General features: G+C 73.1%; 16 protein-coding genes. 11 read left to right on the top strand and 5 right to left on the bottom strand.

The features are described from left to right. Positions 1-646: 646 nt before the first annotated feature. Positions 647-2,029 (top strand): S1 family peptidase, encoded by a 1,383-nt coding sequence (locus ACIGA3_RS11525; protein WP_399713273.1) that lies wholly within the window; start codon positions 647-649, stop codon positions 2,027-2,029. Positions 2,030-2,144: 115 nt separating this feature from the next. On the opposite strand, the gene ACIGA3_RS11520 is transcribed toward ACIGA3_RS11525, so the two are convergent. Next, positions 2,145-4,277: a SpoIIE family protein phosphatase gene (locus ACIGA3_RS11520; RefSeq protein WP_399713999.1), complete on the bottom strand. Its 2,133-nt coding sequence runs from the start codon at positions 4,275-4,277 to the stop codon at positions 2,145-2,147. Between the two features lie 206 nt (positions 4,278-4,483). Here ACIGA3_RS11520 and ACIGA3_RS11515 point away from each other — a divergent pair, with 206 nt between their 5' ends. Next, entirely contained in the window at positions 4,484-6,946 is a 2,463-nt protein-coding gene (locus ACIGA3_RS11515; protein ID WP_399713996.1) for a SpoIIE family protein phosphatase, read from the top strand. A 125-nt stretch (positions 6,947-7,071) separates the two neighbouring features. Beyond that, a complete protein-coding gene (locus tag ACIGA3_RS11510; protein ID WP_399713270.1) occupies positions 7,072-7,341 on the top strand; it encodes a hypothetical protein in 270 nt (89 codons plus the stop codon). A 70-nt stretch (positions 7,342-7,411) separates the two neighbouring features. Here the strand turns inward: ACIGA3_RS11510 and ACIGA3_RS11505 are convergent, their stop codons facing one another. Further along, a complete protein-coding gene (locus ACIGA3_RS11505) occupies positions 7,412-7,996 on the bottom strand; it encodes a hydrolase (RefSeq protein WP_399713267.1) in 585 nt (194 codons plus the stop codon). 58 nt (positions 7,997-8,054) lie between these two features. After that, the gene (locus ACIGA3_RS11500) at positions 8,055-8,492 is read right to left on the bottom strand and encodes a MarR family winged helix-turn-helix transcriptional regulator (RefSeq protein ID WP_399713263.1); all 438 of its coding nucleotides are present in this window, start codon (positions 8,490-8,492) and stop codon (positions 8,055-8,057) included. An 88-nt stretch (positions 8,493-8,580) separates the two neighbouring features. Here ACIGA3_RS11500 and ACIGA3_RS11495 point away from each other — a divergent pair, with 88 nt between their 5' ends. Together ACIGA3_RS11495 and ACIGA3_RS11490 are read left to right on the top strand one after the other, a co-directional pair. Beyond that, positions 8,581-9,075 carry a metallophosphoesterase family protein gene (locus tag ACIGA3_RS11495; RefSeq protein ID WP_399713261.1) on the top strand — a complete coding sequence of 165 codons (495 nt, stop codon included), beginning with the start codon at positions 8,581-8,583 and terminating at the stop codon, positions 9,073-9,075. Between the two features lie 90 nt (positions 9,076-9,165). Beyond that, positions 9,166-10,194, top strand: coding sequence for an alcohol dehydrogenase (locus tag ACIGA3_RS11490; protein ID WP_399713258.1), 1,029 nt, complete (start codon positions 9,166-9,168; stop codon positions 10,192-10,194). Positions 10,195-10,401: 207 nt separating this feature from the next. Here the strand turns inward: ACIGA3_RS11490 and ACIGA3_RS11485 are convergent, their stop codons facing one another. Further along, on the bottom strand, positions 10,402-10,767 hold the full coding sequence (locus tag ACIGA3_RS11485; RefSeq protein ID WP_399713256.1) for a nuclear transport factor 2 family protein: 366 nt from the start codon (positions 10,765-10,767) through the stop codon (positions 10,402-10,404). Positions 10,768-10,939: 172 nt separating this feature from the next. Here ACIGA3_RS11485 and ACIGA3_RS11480 point away from each other — a divergent pair, with 172 nt between their 5' ends. From ACIGA3_RS11480 to ACIGA3_RS11455, 6 genes are all read left to right on the top strand, one after another. Next, positions 10,940-11,239 carry a hypothetical protein gene (locus tag ACIGA3_RS11480; RefSeq protein ID WP_399713253.1) on the top strand — a complete coding sequence of 100 codons (300 nt, stop codon included), beginning with the start codon at positions 10,940-10,942 and terminating at the stop codon, positions 11,237-11,239. Positions 11,240-11,410: 171 nt separating this feature from the next. Next, complete coding sequence (locus ACIGA3_RS11475) at positions 11,411-12,499, top strand: S-(hydroxymethyl)mycothiol dehydrogenase (RefSeq protein WP_399713250.1); 1,089 nt, start codon at positions 11,411-11,413, stop codon at positions 12,497-12,499. Next, complete coding sequence (locus ACIGA3_RS11470) at positions 12,499-13,128, top strand: MBL fold metallo-hydrolase (RefSeq protein WP_399713247.1); 630 nt, start codon at positions 12,499-12,501, stop codon at positions 13,126-13,128. The genes ACIGA3_RS11475 and ACIGA3_RS11470 overlap by 1 nt, the downstream gene beginning before the upstream one ends. A 77-nt stretch (positions 13,129-13,205) precedes the next feature. Beyond that, positions 13,206-14,012: an SDR family NAD(P)-dependent oxidoreductase gene (locus ACIGA3_RS11465; RefSeq protein WP_399713245.1), complete on the top strand. Its 807-nt coding sequence runs from the start codon at positions 13,206-13,208 to the stop codon at positions 14,010-14,012. Between the two features lie 143 nt (positions 14,013-14,155). After that, entirely contained in the window at positions 14,156-14,851 is a 696-nt protein-coding gene (locus ACIGA3_RS11460) for a L,D-transpeptidase family protein (protein WP_399713242.1), read from the top strand. 142 nt (positions 14,852-14,993) lie between these two features. Then, positions 14,994-15,179, top strand: a complete 186-nt coding sequence (locus ACIGA3_RS11455) for a hypothetical protein (RefSeq protein ID WP_399713239.1) — start codon at positions 14,994-14,996, stop codon at positions 15,177-15,179. Between the two features lie 82 nt (positions 15,180-15,261). On the opposite strand, the gene ACIGA3_RS11450 is transcribed toward ACIGA3_RS11455, so the two are convergent. Next, a complete protein-coding gene (locus tag ACIGA3_RS11450; protein ID WP_399713237.1) occupies positions 15,262-16,638 on the bottom strand; it encodes a S1 family peptidase in 1,377 nt (458 codons plus the stop codon). Positions 16,639-16,766 lie beyond the last annotated feature (128 nt).

Genomic DNA, 16,766 nt, shown 5'->3' with positions numbered 1-16,766 from the left:
TTCCCTTCGTATGGGTCTTCACAAGGGGGGAGCGGCCCCCTCTGGGGACAGATGACGGCCGCGGCCGCGAGGAGTTCCAGACCTTCCGGCCGCCGTCTCCGGCAGCCATGGGGCGGTTCCTGCGATGCGATGGATCAAAGCACGCACGCCGCGCCCGATTCCACTTACTCAGGGCTCTCACCAGCGAGTTCGGTGCACAGTAGGGTCCATTCGTGCAGGCGTGCGCACGCGGTGCCTGGCACTCCTTCACATTCCCCGCGCCATCGTCGCGCCGTCTCCACTACCGCCGGTAACGCGAATCCGGCACACCTCGCCAAAGGCGCGTCCGGGACATGGGTGCCGGCGCGTGAACCCCGTTGTCCGTGACCTGCCTGGGTGCGGGATGTGCAGATTCCCTGAAGCGGGGATTCCGCTCCGCGTGTTCGACGGAGGGCTACTTGCCCGTGACTTGCGGTGATCGAGGTGCCGGTGTGTCAGGTCCGGCGCGGTCGTGGCTGATTCCCCACGCACACAACGAAGTTGGCAAATGGAATTGAACGCGCCGGGCCGACCGCCCGTACCTGTAGCCAGCCGGCACCCCCCATCGAACTGCCCGACAGCGGCAGACCCCCGTACCCAGGAGGTCGAGAAGTTGAGTCACAAGCGCATGCCCAAGAGGAAGGCCGCGATAGCGGTGGGCGGTGTCGCGGCGCTCGGAGCGGCGGCCCTGCTGCTGCCCAACGCCAACGCCTCCCAGGACAAGGACACGGCCACGGCGGGCACCGCGAGGACCCTCAAGACCACCGACGCGACCACGCTCGCCGCCCAGTTGAAGCAGTCCCTCGGCGGCCAGTTCGCCGGCGCCTACTACGACAGCGCCAAGCGGCAGCTCGTCGTCAACGCGGTCGGCGACGGTGACGCCGTCGCACGTGCGAAGAGTGCGGGCGCCGTCGTACGGCAGGTGGAGAACAGCACCGCCGACCTCCAGTCCGCGGCCAGGACACTGCGGACCAAGGCGGCCATCCCCGGTACCGCCTGGGCCGTGGACCCGCGCACCAACAAGGTGATCGTCAGCGCCGACAGCACGGTGACCGGCGCCAAGTGGGACCGGCTGGAGTCCACCGTCGACGGTCTCGGCTCCGGCACGGCCACGCTGAAGAAGACCGGCGGCACCTTCAAGACCTTCGTCTCCGGCGGCGACGCGATCTTCTCCCAGGTGCAGGGCGGCAACGTCCGCTGCTCCCTCGGCTTCAACGTCACCGCCTCCGACGGCAGCCCCGCCTTCCTCACCGCCGGTCACTGCGGGGTCGCGGCCAAGCAGTGGTCCGACTCCGAGACCGGCCAGCCCCTCGCCACCGTCGACCAGGCGACCTTCCCCGGCGAGGGCGACTTCTCCCTCGTCAAGTACGACGACCCGGCGACCGAGGCGCCCAGCGAGGTCAATGCGGGCAACGGGCAGATCGTGCAGATCACGCAGGCCGCCGAGGCCACCGTCGGCTCCACCGTGTTCCGCATGGGCTCCACCACCGGACTGCACGACGGCCAGGTCACCGGCCTCGATGCCACCGTCAACTTCCAGAGCGAGACCGACCCGGGCGGCGTCGACACCGTCACCGGCCTCATCCAGACCGACGTGTGCGCCGAGCCCGGCGACAGCGGCGGCTCGCTGTTCACCCAGGAGGGCGCGGCGATCGGCCTGACCTCCGGCGGCAGCGGCGACTGCACCAGCGGCGGCGAGACCTTCTTCCAGCCGGTCACCGCCGCCCTCGCGGCCACCGGTGCCACCCTCGGCGACGCGGGCGCGGGCGCGGGTGCCGGTGCCGGTGACGACCAGGCGGGCGCCGGTGACGAAGCCGGTGCGGGCGACCAGGCCGGGGCCGGCGACCAGGCGGGTGCGGACGACCAGGCGGGCGGCGACCAGGCCGGTGCGGGCGCGGGTGCGGGTGCCGACGACCAGGCGGGCGCGGGTGCCGCCGAGGAGAAGGGCACCAAGCACCACCAGCGCAACGGTCAGCGCGGCGGGACCTCCTCCCTCACCGGCTCCAACTGACCCATCGCGGCTCCGCTGAGCCGCGCTATCGACTCCCCGCCCGGCCGCACGAGGGTTCCGGGCGGGGACGGTCCGGCCCTCCGGCGGGAGGGCCGGACCATCTGTGTGCCGGGGCTCAACTCCCGTCCCGTGCCCGGAGAAGCAGCACCGCCACGTCGTCCACCCGCTCCCGGCCGGCCGTGCCGTGCCGGACCAGCGCGTCCGCCAGCTCCTCCAGCGGTCCGTCGCCCACCTCGGAGAACAGCGCGCCCAGGTCGATCAGCGCGTCCTCGATGTCCACACCGGGCGACTCCACCAGTCCGTCCGTATAGAGGGCGAGCACCGAGCCCGGCGCCAGCGTCACCTCCGTCGTCGGGTACGCCGCCTCCGGGTCGATGCCGAGCAGCGGGCCCCCGGCCAGGTCCAGCACCCGTACCCGGCCGTCCGGCCGTCGGAGCAGCGGCGGCGGATGTCCGGCCCGCGCCATCACGGCCCGGCCGTGCGCCGGGTCGAGACGGAGATAGAGGCAGCTGGCGAACAGTTCGGTGCCGAGGTCGATCAGCAGCCGGTTGATGCTGCCCATCACCTCGCCCGGCGCCTGCCCCACCGCGCTGTACGCGCGGACACCGGTGCGGATCTGGCCCATCAGCGCGGCCGCCGTCACGTTGTGCCCCTGGACGTCGCCGATCACGGCGGACGCCTGCGGCCGGGTCGGCACCAGGTCGTAGAAGTCGCCGCCGATGTCCATGCCCCGCGTCGCCGGGAGATAGCGCGCGGCCGCCTCGATGCCGGGCGGCGGGGTCAGCGAGTGCGGCAGCAGCGCCTCCTGAAGCCCGTGCGCCAGCCGGTGCTTGGCGTCGTACAGCAGCGTCCGCTCCAGCGCCTGGGCGATCAGGCCGCCGAGGCTGGTCAGCACGGCCCGCTCCTCGGCGGGGAAGGGGTGCGGCTCCGGGTACGCCAGCACACACGTCCCCACCCGGCGCCCGGACGCGACCAGCGGCAGGAAGGCCCAGGCCGCGAAGCCGTCACGGGACTCGCGCCGGACGGGATACAGCCGCTCCAACTGCTCCCTCGACTCGAAGAACGCGGGCACTCCACTGCTCAACGCCTGGGTGCCCGGGGTCCGTTCGCTCAGCGGCAGCCCGTCGAACCACCCGGCCACCCGCTCGTCCGGATAGCCGCGGTGCCCGAGCACCCGCATCCGCCCCTCCTCGGCGGCGAGCAGCATCAGCGCATGACTGCCGACCGCCGGACCCACCTCCTCCGCGATCAGTTGGACCAGATCGTCCACCGCCACCGCCTCGGTCAGCGCCCCCGTCAGACTGAGCAGCCGCGAGATCGTCACCAGCCGGTGGGGGCGCGCCCCGTCCGGCATGCTCGTACGCTCCGTCAGCACCCGGACCCGGGTGATGCGCACGCTCAGCCCGGTGCTGCCCGGATAGAGCCGGAAGGACAGCCAGTGGCCGGGCGGTCGCAGCGCCACGAACGAGGTCGGGCGGCGGCTGATCAGCGCGGCCCGGTAACGGTCCTCGTACAGCGGGTCGTTGAGCCACGGCACCGACACCCAGGGCAGGGTGCCGAGCAGTTCTGCGGCGGGACGGCCGAGCAGTTCGGCGGCGGCCGCGTTGACATGGCCGATCCGGCCGTGCAGGTCCAGCGACACCAGCCCGTACGGCAGCCGGGCCACCATCCGCGCCGCCTCCGCCGGACCCGGCGTGTCCGCGACGGCCGCGTCCGGCGCCGCCACCAGATCGCGCTCGGGGCCCAGCGTCCGGTTCTCGGCCGAGGCCCGCTCCAGCAGCCGGGTCAGCCGCTCGCACCCCGCCGCCAGCAGCGTCCACTCCCGCTCGGACAACTCCGGGCCGTGCCCGGCCGGCCAGGTCACGAACACCGAGCCGTGCACGGTGTCGTCCGTCGCCAGCGGCAGCGCCGCCAGCGCGAAGGGGTACGGCAGCACCACCGCGACGCGCGGGAAGCGGCGCGCCATCTCCTCCCCGCCCGCGACCCACACCGGCCGCCGCTGCCGCACGGCCTCCGCGACCGGGATCGGCGCACTCACCCCGACCCGCTCCCACGGCGCCGCGAACGCCCGCGGCAGGCCCGCCATCACCGCCATCTCCAGCACCGGTACGTCCGGCCGAAGCAGATAGACCGCGCCCGAGTGCGCGCCCACGTCCTCCATCATCGCGGTCAGGGCGACCGAGAGCAGGGGGCGTGCGGCCTCTGCGGGCTCCCGCGCGGGGTCCGGCGCGTCGGACACGCCGACCACCTCCTCGTACGGCCCCTCGCGCCCTGGCCTGCGGACGAGTCCCACATCTGGGGATACGTCCGAGTACCCCGTCCGGACACGGCTCATGCCGGGCGCGGAAAAGGCGGGTGCGTGCCCCTTCGGGGCTTTCAGGCCAATCGCGCGGTAGGGAAAAACCGCGCGTGGTCGGTGCGCAGGGGCTGCGCCGCGCGCCCGCACGCGCTGTAATGGCCAACGTGGCGAGTGAGGGTGCTGCGGTGCGCAGGACAGGAGCCGGGCGTGCCGAGCACGTCCTCACCACACTCATGGCCGCACCCGCCTCCCCGGACCGGCTCCGCCGCGTCCTGGAACAGGCGCTCGTCCTCGCCGGCGCCGCGTTCGCCGGGGTGTACGTGCCCGGTGACGACCCCGCCGTGCTGCGGCTGGCCGAGTCCGCCGGTCTGCCCCGCACGCTCTACGGGCTGCGCGAGGGCTACCCCGCCGACAGCGACGCGCCGGTCGCCGAGGCCCACCGCACCGGCCGCCCCAGCTGGCTCGGCCCGAACGAACTGGCCGACGGCGCCGAGTCCCGCCGTACCCCGTCCCCGGACTTCTCCCTGGCCGTGCTGCCGCTCGCCGGGCCCGGCAGCGGGTGCCTGCTCGCGGTCGCGGAAAGGCCCGGCGGGTTCGACCCCGACGAACGAGCCGCGCTGGAACTGATCTCCCGCGCCATCGCCGTCCCCGAGCCCGACCCGGCCGACTCCCGCGAACCCGCCGCCGACGCCTTCAGCCTCGCCATGGACACCGGCCGGGTCGAGGTCGGCGACGAGATCCTGCGGCTGTTCGGCATAGCGCGCGACGACTTCGACGGCAAGGTGGAGACGCTGCTCGGGCTCACCGTGCCCGAGGACCTGCCCGCGCTGATGTCCGTGGTCGAGCCCGACCACATGTCCCTCGACTCCCTCGCCGAACGCGAGCTGGAGTTCCGCGTCCGCCAGCCCTCCGGCGTGCCGCGCTGGCTCCGGCTGCGCGGCCGCACGCTGGCCGGCGGCGAGGGCCGCCCCGCCCGGCTCGTCGGCACCGTCGCGGACGCCTCCAAGCTGCGCTCCGACGTCACCGACGTGGCCCGCGTCCAGCGCCTCGCCGCCGACCTCGCCACCGCGGGCACCGTCAAGGACGTCGGCCAGGCCGTCGTCGACGCCCTGCGCAAACCCCTGCGCGCCGACCGCATCGCCCTGGCCGAACTGGAGAACGACCGGCTCGTCGTCACCGTCCTCGACCCGCCCGAGCCCGAGGCGTGGCCCGAACTCTGGCGGGCCGAATGGCGCGGCGAGTGGCCCGACGCGCCCGTACGCGCCATGCCCGCCCTCGCCGCCGCGCTGCGCGACGGCCGCGCGCACATCTGGCCCGCGGGCTCCACCCTGGAGCCCGGCCTCGCCGGGGTCGGACCCGGCGGCCTCGCGGTGCTGCCGCTGCCCGCGGCCGGCCGGATGGCCGGGGCCTGCCTGATCGGCTGGGACCGCCCGCACGACTTCGCCCCCGACGAACGCGCCCTGCTCACCGCCTGCGCCGCCCTCGCCGGCCAGGCCCTGCGCCGCGCCCACGCCTTCGACGCCGAGCACGAACTCGTCGGCATGCTCCAGCGCACCCTGCTGCCCCGCCGGCTGCCCCTGCTGCCCGGCGCCAAGGCGGTGGCCCGCTATCTGCCCGCCACCGAGGGGCTGGAGGTCGGCGGTGACTGGTACGACGTGATCCCCCTCGCCGACAACCACGTGGCCTTCGTCATCGGCGACGTCCAGGGCCACAACGCGGGCGCCGCCACCCTCATGGGCCAGATGCGCACCGCCCTGCGCGCCTACGCCGCCGAGGGCCACCCGCCCGACGTGGTCGCCGCCCACGCCAACCGGCTGCTGCTGGACATGGAGAGCGACCTCTTCGCCACCTGCGTCTACGTCGACATCGACATGGAGCAGGGCACCGCGCTGTGCGTACGCGCCGGGCATCCGCAGCCGGTGCTGCGCCACCCGGACGGCAGTACGGAGATCGTGCAGGCGGAGGGCGGACCGCCGCTCGGGGTGCTCACCCGTGCGGAGTATCCGATGACCCCGCTGAAACTGAAGCCCGGCACCGTCCTCGCGCTCACCACCGACGGCCTGGTCGAATCCGCCGACACCGATCTCGACACCGGCATGGACCGGCTCGCCCGCGACCTCGCCGCCGCCGACCCCGCCCACCTCGGACAGACCGCCGACGCCCTGCTCGCGGGCGCCCACCGGGGCGACGACGTGGCGCTGCTGCTGGTGCGCTACGACGGCATGGCCGTACGCCCGCGGCGCGAGAGCTGGAGCGTGTGGCGGGTCCCGGAGGCGGTCCGGCACGCCCGCCGCTTCGTCCGCCGCACCCTGCGGGTCTGGGACCTGCCGAGGGACGCCACCGACACCGCCCTGCTGATCGTGTCCGAGCTGGTCACCAACGCCCTCGTGCACACCGAGGGGCAGGTGCGGGTCGATCTCAGCCTGGTCGGCGACCGGCTGCGCATCGCGGTGACCGACTCCTCCCCGCGCGGACCCCTCAAGCCGACCAGCGTCGGCTGGGAGGCCACCGGCGGCCGGGGCATCCTGCTGGTCGAAGCGGTCTCCAGCGCCTGGGGCACCGTCCCGGTCAGCGGCGGCAAACAGGTCTGGGCGGATCTGGTGACGAACGAGGCGTGAGGGACGGGTGGGGGATGAAGGACCTTGACGAGGCGGGCGACGACGCCCGGAGACGGACCCCGGCGAACGGCGCGGACGGCGGCCCCGAGTGGCGCGTTCGCCCCGCGTGCCTAGGGTCGGTTGGTGTGGCACACACCTTCGAAGAACTGGTCCAGAAGCAGCGCGCGGCCGACGCGGCACACGCCACCGTGGACGAGCTGCGGGACACCTACGGGCCCCCGGCCGAGCGGGCGATGACCGGCGCGCAGTCCGGGACGTACGAGACCGCGCTGCGCGCCTGGCGCGATCTGGCCCGCGATGTGCAGACCGCCCTGAGCGACTACGCCCGCGAGACCGGGCGGGCCCGTGCCGAGGTCGAGGCCGAGGTCGAGCGGGCGGCGGCCGCCGGGGACTGACCGGACGGGAGAACGGAAGGGCCCGGCACCCCGCTCGCGCAAGGTGCCGGGCCCTTCCCGCCACGGCCGCTCAGGCGTGGGTCTTGGCCAGCAGGCCGAGGATCTCCGCCGTCGTACCGCTCTCGCCCAGGCGGGGGAAGATCCGCTCGACGCTGTTGGTGTGCGCGTCGGCGTCGGCGTCGGACATGGCGTCCGTGGCCAGGGTGACGTTGTATCCGGCCGCGTACGCGTCACGGGCGGTGGACTCCACACCGATGCTGGTGGCGATGCCGGTCAGCACGATCTGCGTGACGCCCCGGCGGCGCAGCTGCACCTCCAGGTCGGTGCCGAACAGGGCGCTCCAGTTGTGCTTGGTGACCTGGATGTCACCGGGGTGCCCGGCCAGTTCGTCGACGACGATGTCCCAGCCCTCCGGGAAGGACAGGCCGCGCGCCTGGCGCTCGGTGCGGCCGGGCACGGCGTCCGCGCCGTCGGCGGCGAAGGAGACCCGGACCAGCACCACGGGCAGGTCACGGGCGCGGAAGGCGTCGGCCAGTCCGGCGCTGCGGGCCACCACGTCGGCGGCGGAGTGCGGCTGGACGGGCATGGCCGTGATGCCGGCCTGGAGGTCGATCACGACGAGGGCGGTACGGGGGTCGAGCGTGGTGACGGACATGCGTCGGCCTTTCGAAAAGGGTGAGCAGTGGGGGGGGGGGGGGCGGGCGGGCCCGGTGTCAGGGGCGTGACAGCCGTTCCAGCAGCTCCAGCGCGGTCAGGACCGTCTCCCGCTCCTCCTCGGTGAACCGATCCTGGAAGGCGCGGGCCAGCCACTCCTCGCGCAGCTGCCGGTTGCCCTCGACGCGGGCCCGGCCCGCCTCGGTGAGCGTGACCAGCTGACGGCGGCCGTCGTCCGGGTCGGGGGCGCGGCGGATCAGCCCGTGCTGGTCCAGTGCCGCGAGCGTGGCCGCCATGGACTGCGGCCGCACACCCTCCGCCGCCGCGAGGGCGCTCGCCGTCGCCGCGCCGTGCTTGCCGACCAGGGAGAGCGCGGACTCCTGCGGCGGCGTGAGGTCGGCGTCCCGCGCCACCTCACGGATACGGCGCCGCAGCCGGCTGAACACCACCCGCAGATCGCGTGCCGCGCGGGCGGCCGAGCCGGAGATGTGGACCATGCCCGCCACCGTAAGGAGCATCAGCCCAGCCTGTCCAGTTGAGACTGTTCAGTTTTACCTGTCCATTGCGCTTCCCTACGCTGGAGACGTGCGCCTCCTCCTCATGTCCGACACCCATCTGCCCAAGCGGGCCAAGCGGCTCCCGGACCGCCTGCTCGCCGAACTCCCGCACGCGGACGTGGTGTTCCACGCCGGCGACTGGGTGGACACCGCCACCCTCGACCTGCTGGAGTCCCACAGCCGCCGGCTGATCGGCGTGTACGGCAACAACGACGGCCCCGACCTGCGCGCCCGCCTCCCCGAGGTGGCGTACGCCGAGCTGGGCGGCCTGCGCTTCGGCGTGGTGCACGAGACCGGCCAGGCCACCGGCCGCGAGGCCCGCTGCGCCGCCCGCTTCCCCGGCCTCGACGTCCTGGTCTTCGGGCACAGCCACATCCCCTGGGACACCACCGCCCCCGGCGGCCTCCGCCTGCTCAACCCCGGTACCCCGACCGACCGCCGACGCCAGCCGCACGCCACGTACATGACCGCCACCGTGGCGGACGGCGCCCTGACCGACGTCACCACGCACACGCTGCCGTGACCCCCCGCTTCGGCGCGCGGGATCGGGGCACTGCTGGTCTGCTGGAGCGAGGGCCCTCGCGGGCTGCCGTGACGTTCTCCGGAGAGGCGTATGAGTACCTATCGAGTGGCGCAGGTGACGGAACCCGGCGGCAGCTTCGAGCTGGTCGAGCGGGAGGTACGGCAGCCGGGCCCCGGCCATGTGCGGATCGCCGTGGAGGCGTGCGGGATCTGCCACAGCGACGCCCTGTTCGTCGAGGGCGGGCTGCCCGGCATCACCTTCCCCGAGGTCCCCGGACACGAGATCGCCGGACGGATCGCGGAACTCGGCGAGGGCACCGCGGACCGTGACTGGCAGGTCGGCGACCGGGTCGCGGTCGGCTGGTTCGGCGGCAGCTGCGGCTGGTGCAAGCCCTGCCGCGAGGGCGACTTCATCACCTGCGTCCGCCTCCAGGTGCCCGGCTGGGCCTACGACGGCGGCTTCGCCGAGCAGGTGATCGTCCCCGTCGACGCGCTCGCCCGCGTCCCCGAGGGCCTTGCCGCGGCCGACGCCGGGCCCATGGCCTGCGCGGGCGTGACCACCTTCAACGCGCTGCGGCGCACCGACGCCCGGCCCGGCGGCGACCTGGTCGCCGTCCTCGGGATCGGCGGGCTCGGCCACCTCGGGGTGCAGTACGCGGCCGCGATGGGCTTCGAGACCGTGGCCATCGCGCGCGGCGCCGAGAAGGCCGACTTCGCGCGGGAACTGGGCGCGAACCACTACATCGACAGCACCGCGGGCACTCCGGTCGCCGAGGCGCTCCAGGCGCTCGGCGGCGCCAAGGTGGTGCTGGCCACCGCCGGGAACTCCGACGCGATGTCGGCCACCGTGGACGGCCTCGCCCCGCGCGGCCAGCTCGTCGTCATCGGCGCCACCACCGAGCCGCTCGACATCAGCCCGGTCCAGCTGCTGATGGCCGGCCGCGAGGTCAAGGGCCACCCCTCCGGCACCTCCCAGGACGTGCAGGACACCATGGAGTTCAGCGTGCTGCACGGCATTCGCCCGATGAGCGAGTCGGTGCCGCTGGGCGACGTGGACGCCGCCTTCCAGAAGATGCTCGCGGGCAAGGCCCGCTTCCGCATGGTCCTCACCACCGGCTGACGGCTCAGCGCGACCGGTGCGTCAGCGGCAGCCGCGGACGCACCGCCCGCAGCACCGAGCGCGCCAGCCGGGCCGAGGACCGCACCACCCCGGCCGGGCGGGCGGCCACCTGCCGCGAACGCCCGGGACGGACCGGACCGAACCCCGCGCGGGCCGAGAAAGTCCAGGTCAGCCTGGAACTGACCTGGACCCGCGCGACCCTCGCGCCTACTCGTCCCACGCCTGGATCAGGATCTGCTCGGAGATACGGCCGTCGCGCAGCGTGACCATCGACTCGGCGTACACCTTGTTGCCGTCGGGGTACTGGCACGACTCGGTGAACGCCGCGTGGTCGCCGTCGATGACGCACTGGTCGAGCCGGTGGATCATCTCTCGGCTGTAGATGTCGGCGAGCATCTCCTCGATCTCGCCCCTGCCGCGCAGCACCTTGGGATGGCTCGGCTGGTCGGCGTGGTCGATGACGCGGATCTGCGCGTCGTCCTCGTACAGCGCGAGCAGGCCCTCTCCGGAGTCCGCTTCGATGGCCTCGCGCAGTGCCTCCGTGGTGAAGGCGGAGTCTTGTCTGCTGCCCATGGTGACCTCCTTGGTACGCCCGCGGCCCGGCGGGCGGCGGACCGCAGGGGCCCACATCCGAGACTCCTCCGCCCCGGCGGACACGGCAAACGCAAGAGACGCAGGTCCGCCTGTCGGGTGACCGACGGCCACCGCCCGTGTCCGGCGACGGGGTACGGGCGTTGCTCAAGGCATGATCTCAACACGACGCATCGTCGCCGCCGTCGGTCTGGCCGTCGGTGTCACGGGCCTTGCCGTACCCATGGCGAACGCGGCCGACGCGAGCGCACCGGCGGGCGGGCAGCTCAACCCGATGACCGTGCTGGACGACGTCGCCGTCAGCGAACTCCCGCCGCAGGCCCAGAGCCAGGTCCCGCGCGTCGGCGAGCAGTTGCGCGGCCTGAACCAGGTGAGCGAGCTGAACCGGCTGAACGAACTGCACCAGGTCACCGACCTCGCCGCCCCCGTCACCGGGCTGCTCCCCGGCCTCTAGGACGGGCCGGCGCCAGGTCTGAACAGCCGTACCCAGGAGGGCCGTCCGTGACCGGGCGGCCCTCGCCCATGCCGGGAAACCCGCTGGTCCACGCCCTCACCGAGCCCTCCCGGCGGCGCACGGTGGCGTAGGGTCGAGAGCACAGGGACACCGACGAAAAGGGGCCAGACCATGGCGCAGGAAGTACGCGGCGTTGTCGCACCGGGGAAGGACGAGCCGGTACGGATCGAGACCATCGTGATCCCTGATCCGGGCCCCGGCGAGGCCGTCGTGGACATCCAGGCATGCGGGGTCTGTCACACCGATCTGCACTACAAGCAGGGCGGCATCTCCGACGACTACCCCTTCCTGCTCGGCCATGAGGCCGCCGGCGTGGTCGAGTCGGTGGGGGAGGGCGTCACCGATGTGGCGCCCGGTGACTTCGTGATCCTCAACTGGCGTGCGGTGTGCGGCAATTGCCGGGCCTGTCTGCGTGGCCGCCCGTGGTACTGCTTCAACACCCACAACGCGAAGCAGAAGATGACCCTCGCCTCCACCGGCCAGGAACTCACCCCCGCGCTCGGGATCGGCGCCTTCGCCGAGAAGACGCTCGTCGCGGCCGGCCAGTGCACCAAGGTCGACCCCAACGTCTCCCCGGCCGTCGCCGGACTGCTCGGCTGCGGTGTGATGGCGGGCATCGGCGCGGCCATCAACACCGGCGCCGTCGGCCGCGGTGACTCCGTCGCCGTCATCGGCTGCGGCGGTGTCGGGGACGCGGCCATCGCCGGAGCGGCCCTGGCCGGGGCCGGCCGGATCATCGCCGTCGACATCGACGACCGCAAGCTGGAGACGGCGCGCACCCTCGGCGCCACCCACACGGTCAACTCCAAGGAGACCGACCCGGTCGAGGCGATCCGCGAACTCACCGGAGGCTTCGGCGCCGACGTGGTGATCGACGCGGTCGGCCGCCCGGAGACCTACCAGCAGGCGTTCTACGCCCGCGACCTGGCCGGCACCGTCGTGCTCGTCGGCGTGCCCACGCCCGAGATGAAGCTCGAACTGCCCCTGCTGGACGTCTTCGGCCGCGGCGGCTCCCTCAAGTCCTCCTGGTACGGCGACTGTCTGCCCTCGCGGGACTTCCCGATGCTGATCGACCTGCATCTCCAAGGGCGCCTGCCGCTGGACGCGTTCGTCACCGAGACCATCCAACTGGACCAGGTGGAGCAGGCGTTCGAGCGGATGCACCACGGCGACGTGCTGCGCTCGGTGGTGGAGTTCTGATGACCGCCCGCATCGAACGCCTCGTCACCTCCGGCCAGTTCACCCTCGACGGGGGAAGCTGGGACGTCGACAACAACGTGTGGATCGTCGGCGACGACCATGAGGCCGTCGTCATCGACCCGGCCCACGACGCCGAGGCCATCCTCGCGGCCGTCGGTGACCGCCGGCTCACCGCGATCGTGTGCACCCACGCGCACAACGACCACGTGAACGCGGCCCCCGCCCTCGCGGACCTCACCGGCGCCACCATCTGGCTCCACCCGGACGACCTGCCCCTGTGGCAGCAGACCCACCCCGACCGCGAGCCCGACGAGCATCTGGTCGACGGACAGGTCCTGGAGACCGCCGGAGCCGACCTGACCGTGCTGCACACGCCCGGCCACGCCCCCGGCGCCGTCTGCCTCTACGACCCCGGTCTCGGCGCGGTCTTCAGCGGCGACACCCTCTTCCAGGGCGGACCCGGCGCCACCGGGCGCTCGTACTCGCACTTCCCGACGATCATCGACTCGATCCGCGACCGGCTGCTCACCCTCCCCCCGGAGACCAAGGTGCTCACCGGCCACGGCGACCCGACGACGATCGGCGAGGAGTCGGGCCACCTCCAGGAGTGGATCGAGCGGGGTCACTGACCCGCCCGGCCTGAGCGGGGACCACCGCGACCGTACGGCCTCTGTCGCGGTGGTCCCCGCTGCCCTACCGTCGGCCCATGACCGATCTCACCCACCGCTTCACGGGCCACGGCGCCCTCGTCACGGGCGCGGGCCGGGGCATCGGCGCGGCCGTCGCCCGGCGCCTCGCGCAGGAGGGCGCCCAGGTCCTGGTGACCGACCAGGACGCGCCCGAGGCGGAACGCACCGCGGCCTCCTTGCGCCAACAGGGGCTCACCGCGGAGGCGTTGGTGTGCGACGTGGCCGACCGGGCGTCGGTGGAGGCGGCCGTCGCCCGCGCGGTCGACGCGTTCGGCTCGCTCGACGTGCTGGTGAACTGCGCCGCCCACTGCTCGCCGGACGGCCCGGCGTTCGAGGACGACCCGGACGACTCCTGGGCCCGTGATCTCGACATCACCCTCGGCGGCGTCCGCCGCTGCTGCCAGGCCGCGCTGCCCCACCTCGCCGTCTCCGGCCACGGTGCCGTCGTCAGCATCGGCTCGGTCAACGGCCTGATGGACTTCGGCAACCACGCCTACAGCGCCGCCAAGGCCGGCCTCATCTCCCTCACCCGCACCCTCGCCGGACACGCCGCCGCCCGCGGGGTGCGGGTGAACCTGGTCGCGCCGGGCACCGTGCGCACCTCCGCCTGGGAAGGGCGGGACGACGACCTGGACGCCGTGCGCGACTGCTACCCGCTCGGCCGGGTCGGTGAGCCCGAGGACATCGCGGCGGCCGTCGCCTTCCTCGCCTCCCGCGACGCCGCCTGGATCACCGGCACCACCCTCGTCGTCGACGGCGGCCTGACCACCGTGCACACCGGGTTCCGTACCGCGCTGGGCGGGAGGCCGGCCGGCCGGAGGTAAAGTTCACCGTTTCGTCACAGCATGCCGGAAACACAACCATCCGGCCGATGAGCCGGTCTAGTAGGCCGAAGCCTCGGAACACACGAGGCGACCGCCCGGGGGACGTCCCTGGGACCCGCAGGGGAGAAGGGATGGGGCCGACCATGGGCGACATACGCAGACGAGGGGCCGTCGTACTCGGGGTCGGCGCGCTGGTCGCGCCGCTGACGCTCGCCGTCACCGCCGCACCGGCCCAGGCCGCGAGCTGCACCAGCAAGGCGGGTCCGTACCAGAAGCAGGTGGAGCGGTTCCTCGGCCGCAAGGCGGACGGCAAGCAGTCCTCGGGGGACTGCACGGCCATCCGCAGCTTCCAGAACAAGCACGGCATCACCCCGAACATCGGCTACGCCGGGCCCGTCACCTGGGGGGTGATGGACCTCATGAACCGGCAGAAGGCCGTGGGGAAGAACCCCAACAAGGACGGCAAGTGCCCGGTGAACAAGGGCCGCATCGCCTGTGTGAACCTCACCCTCCAGCTCAGCTGGGTCCAGGACGGCAAGAAGCTCGTGTACGGCCCCGTCCCGGTGCGCACCGGACGCGACAAGTACGAGACCCGCACCGGCCTGAAGAAGGTCTACTGGCGTGACATCGATCACGTCTCCAGCATCTACGACGTGCCGATGCCCTACAGCCAGTTCTTCGACGGCGGGCAGGCGTTCCACTCCGTGGGTCTCAGCATGTGGAACCCGCCGGGCTCCCACGGCTGTGTGAACATGACCACGAAGGACGCGAAGAAGTACTGGTCACTGCTGAAGAACGGCGACGACGTCTTCATCTACGGCCGCAAGCCCGGCACCTGAGCCGGACCCGCGTGCGGACGGGCGGGGCGACCGGCGGAACCGAACTCGCCCTTCCGCACGGCTTCTTGACGTGATGAGCAACACGGTCCGAAATGCCCGAATAGCGCGTACTTATTCACGCCGCCTTCACTGGGACCGGCATATGCTTCACACCATGTCCACCACTGCTGAAGCCTCCTGCGGGCGCTCGGCCGCGGAGGTCAACGAGGAGATCCGGGCCCTGTGGCGCCGGTCGGGCGGCATCCTGACCAGCGAGCAGCGCGCGGAGTACCAGCGCCTCGTGATGGAGTGGGCCACCGCGGCCCCCATGCCGCGCCGCTCGGTCTGACCGGACCCCGCAGCCACCGTCGTACCGCCGAGAGGGCACCCGTGACCGGGTGCCCTCCTTTGCCGCGCCACCGGCCTTCGGGTCAGCCCCAGGTCGCGGAGTAGTACCGCTGGTACGCCTTGCGGTCCTGCTCGGCGCGGATGTACCGGGTGGCGATCAGCGCGATGACGCTGCCCGCGATCACCAGCAGTCCGGGGCCGACGTTCCGGGTGTCGGTGAGCCGGGCCAGCAGGGTCTCTCCGTCGACGCCGGTCACCGGTGCCGAGGATCCGGGGCGGGCCGCGCTCGGTGTCATGCCACCCTGGCCGGCCTCCGTCGCGGGGGCGGGGGAGGCGCTCTGGGCGGCGCCCGGGGGCGGGGTGGTGGTGATGAGCTTGACGTTCAGCGCGGTGAGCGCCTTGGTCACCGGCTGGAAGAACGTCGTACCGCCGGTGGTGCAGTCGCCGTTGCCACCCGAGGTGATGCCGAGCGCGACACCCTCGGAGAACATCGGGCCGCCGCTGTCGCCGGGTTCGGCGCACACGTTGGTCTCGATCAGCCCGGTGACCGTGCCCTCCGGGTAGTTCACGGTGGCGTTGAGCGCGGTCACCTGGCCGTCGCGCAGCCCGCTGGTGCTGCCGCTGCGGAACACCCGCTGGCCCACGGCCGCATCGGCCGCCCCGGTGATCCGTACCCCCTTGCCACCGCCGACCGCGACCACGTCGGCACCCTGGCCGGCCTTGCCGGTGTCGTACTGGACGAGGGAGAAGTCGCCGCCGGGGAAGCTGCTGTTGACCGTCGCGCCCAGTTGCCGGGTGCCCTGGCCGTCGGCGAACCAGATGGAGCCGGTCGGCCCGCAGTGCCCGGCCGTGAGGATGAACTCCCGTTGTCCGTTGGTCACGTTGAACCCCGCCGAGCAGCGGCCGCCCGTCGACAGGATCGGCTGGGCGCCGTTGAGCCGCGTGGTGAACATGCCCTCGGTCCGCTCCATGGTGACGAAGTCGCCGATGTGCGAGGCGACCTGGGTCATCCTGGTCCAGTCGCCGGACGACACCGTACGGTCCCCGCGCACCACGATCCGGTTGGTGCGGTAGTCCACCGCCCACGCGGTGCCCGTCACGCGGGGCGCCGAACGCAGCGCGCCGGTGGCCGACTTGAGCTCGTTCATGCTGTGCCCGACGACCTTCGCCTGCGCCCCCGCCGCGCGTACCTCGGCGGCCGCCCGCTCGTCGGTCACCGCGACGACCGGACGGCCCTCGGCGTCCACCCAGTTGCCCGCCGAGCGGGCCGTGCCGAGCTTCGCCGCGAGCGCCGCGCCCTTGCCCCCGGCGGTACCGGCCGCGCTGAACGTCGTGGCCGGCGCGGCCGGGGTCTCGCTCGCCATGGCCGCCTGCGCGACCATCCCTCCACCCAGGAGGAGTCCGCCGACCGCAGCCAGCCGTGTCACTCGCCGGACGACCCGCCGTCGTGCGTGCCTCATGCCAGACTCCCGAACCCCGAGCGCGCGCCGCCCGTACCGGCGGCACGGGGCCCTCCGGTCATGAGCGCCCCCTGTCAGTACGGGACCGGGGCCGGGAGCGTTCACCGGACGGCACGATTCCGCCCGCC

Source organism: Streptomyces sp. NPDC085596, assembly GCF_044541565.1.
Lineage (GTDB): Bacteria > Actinomycetota > Actinomycetes > Streptomycetales > Streptomycetaceae > Streptomyces.
The sequence above is the reverse complement of the archived record's forward strand: the minus strand, read 5'-3'. Positions and strand labels throughout refer to the sequence as shown.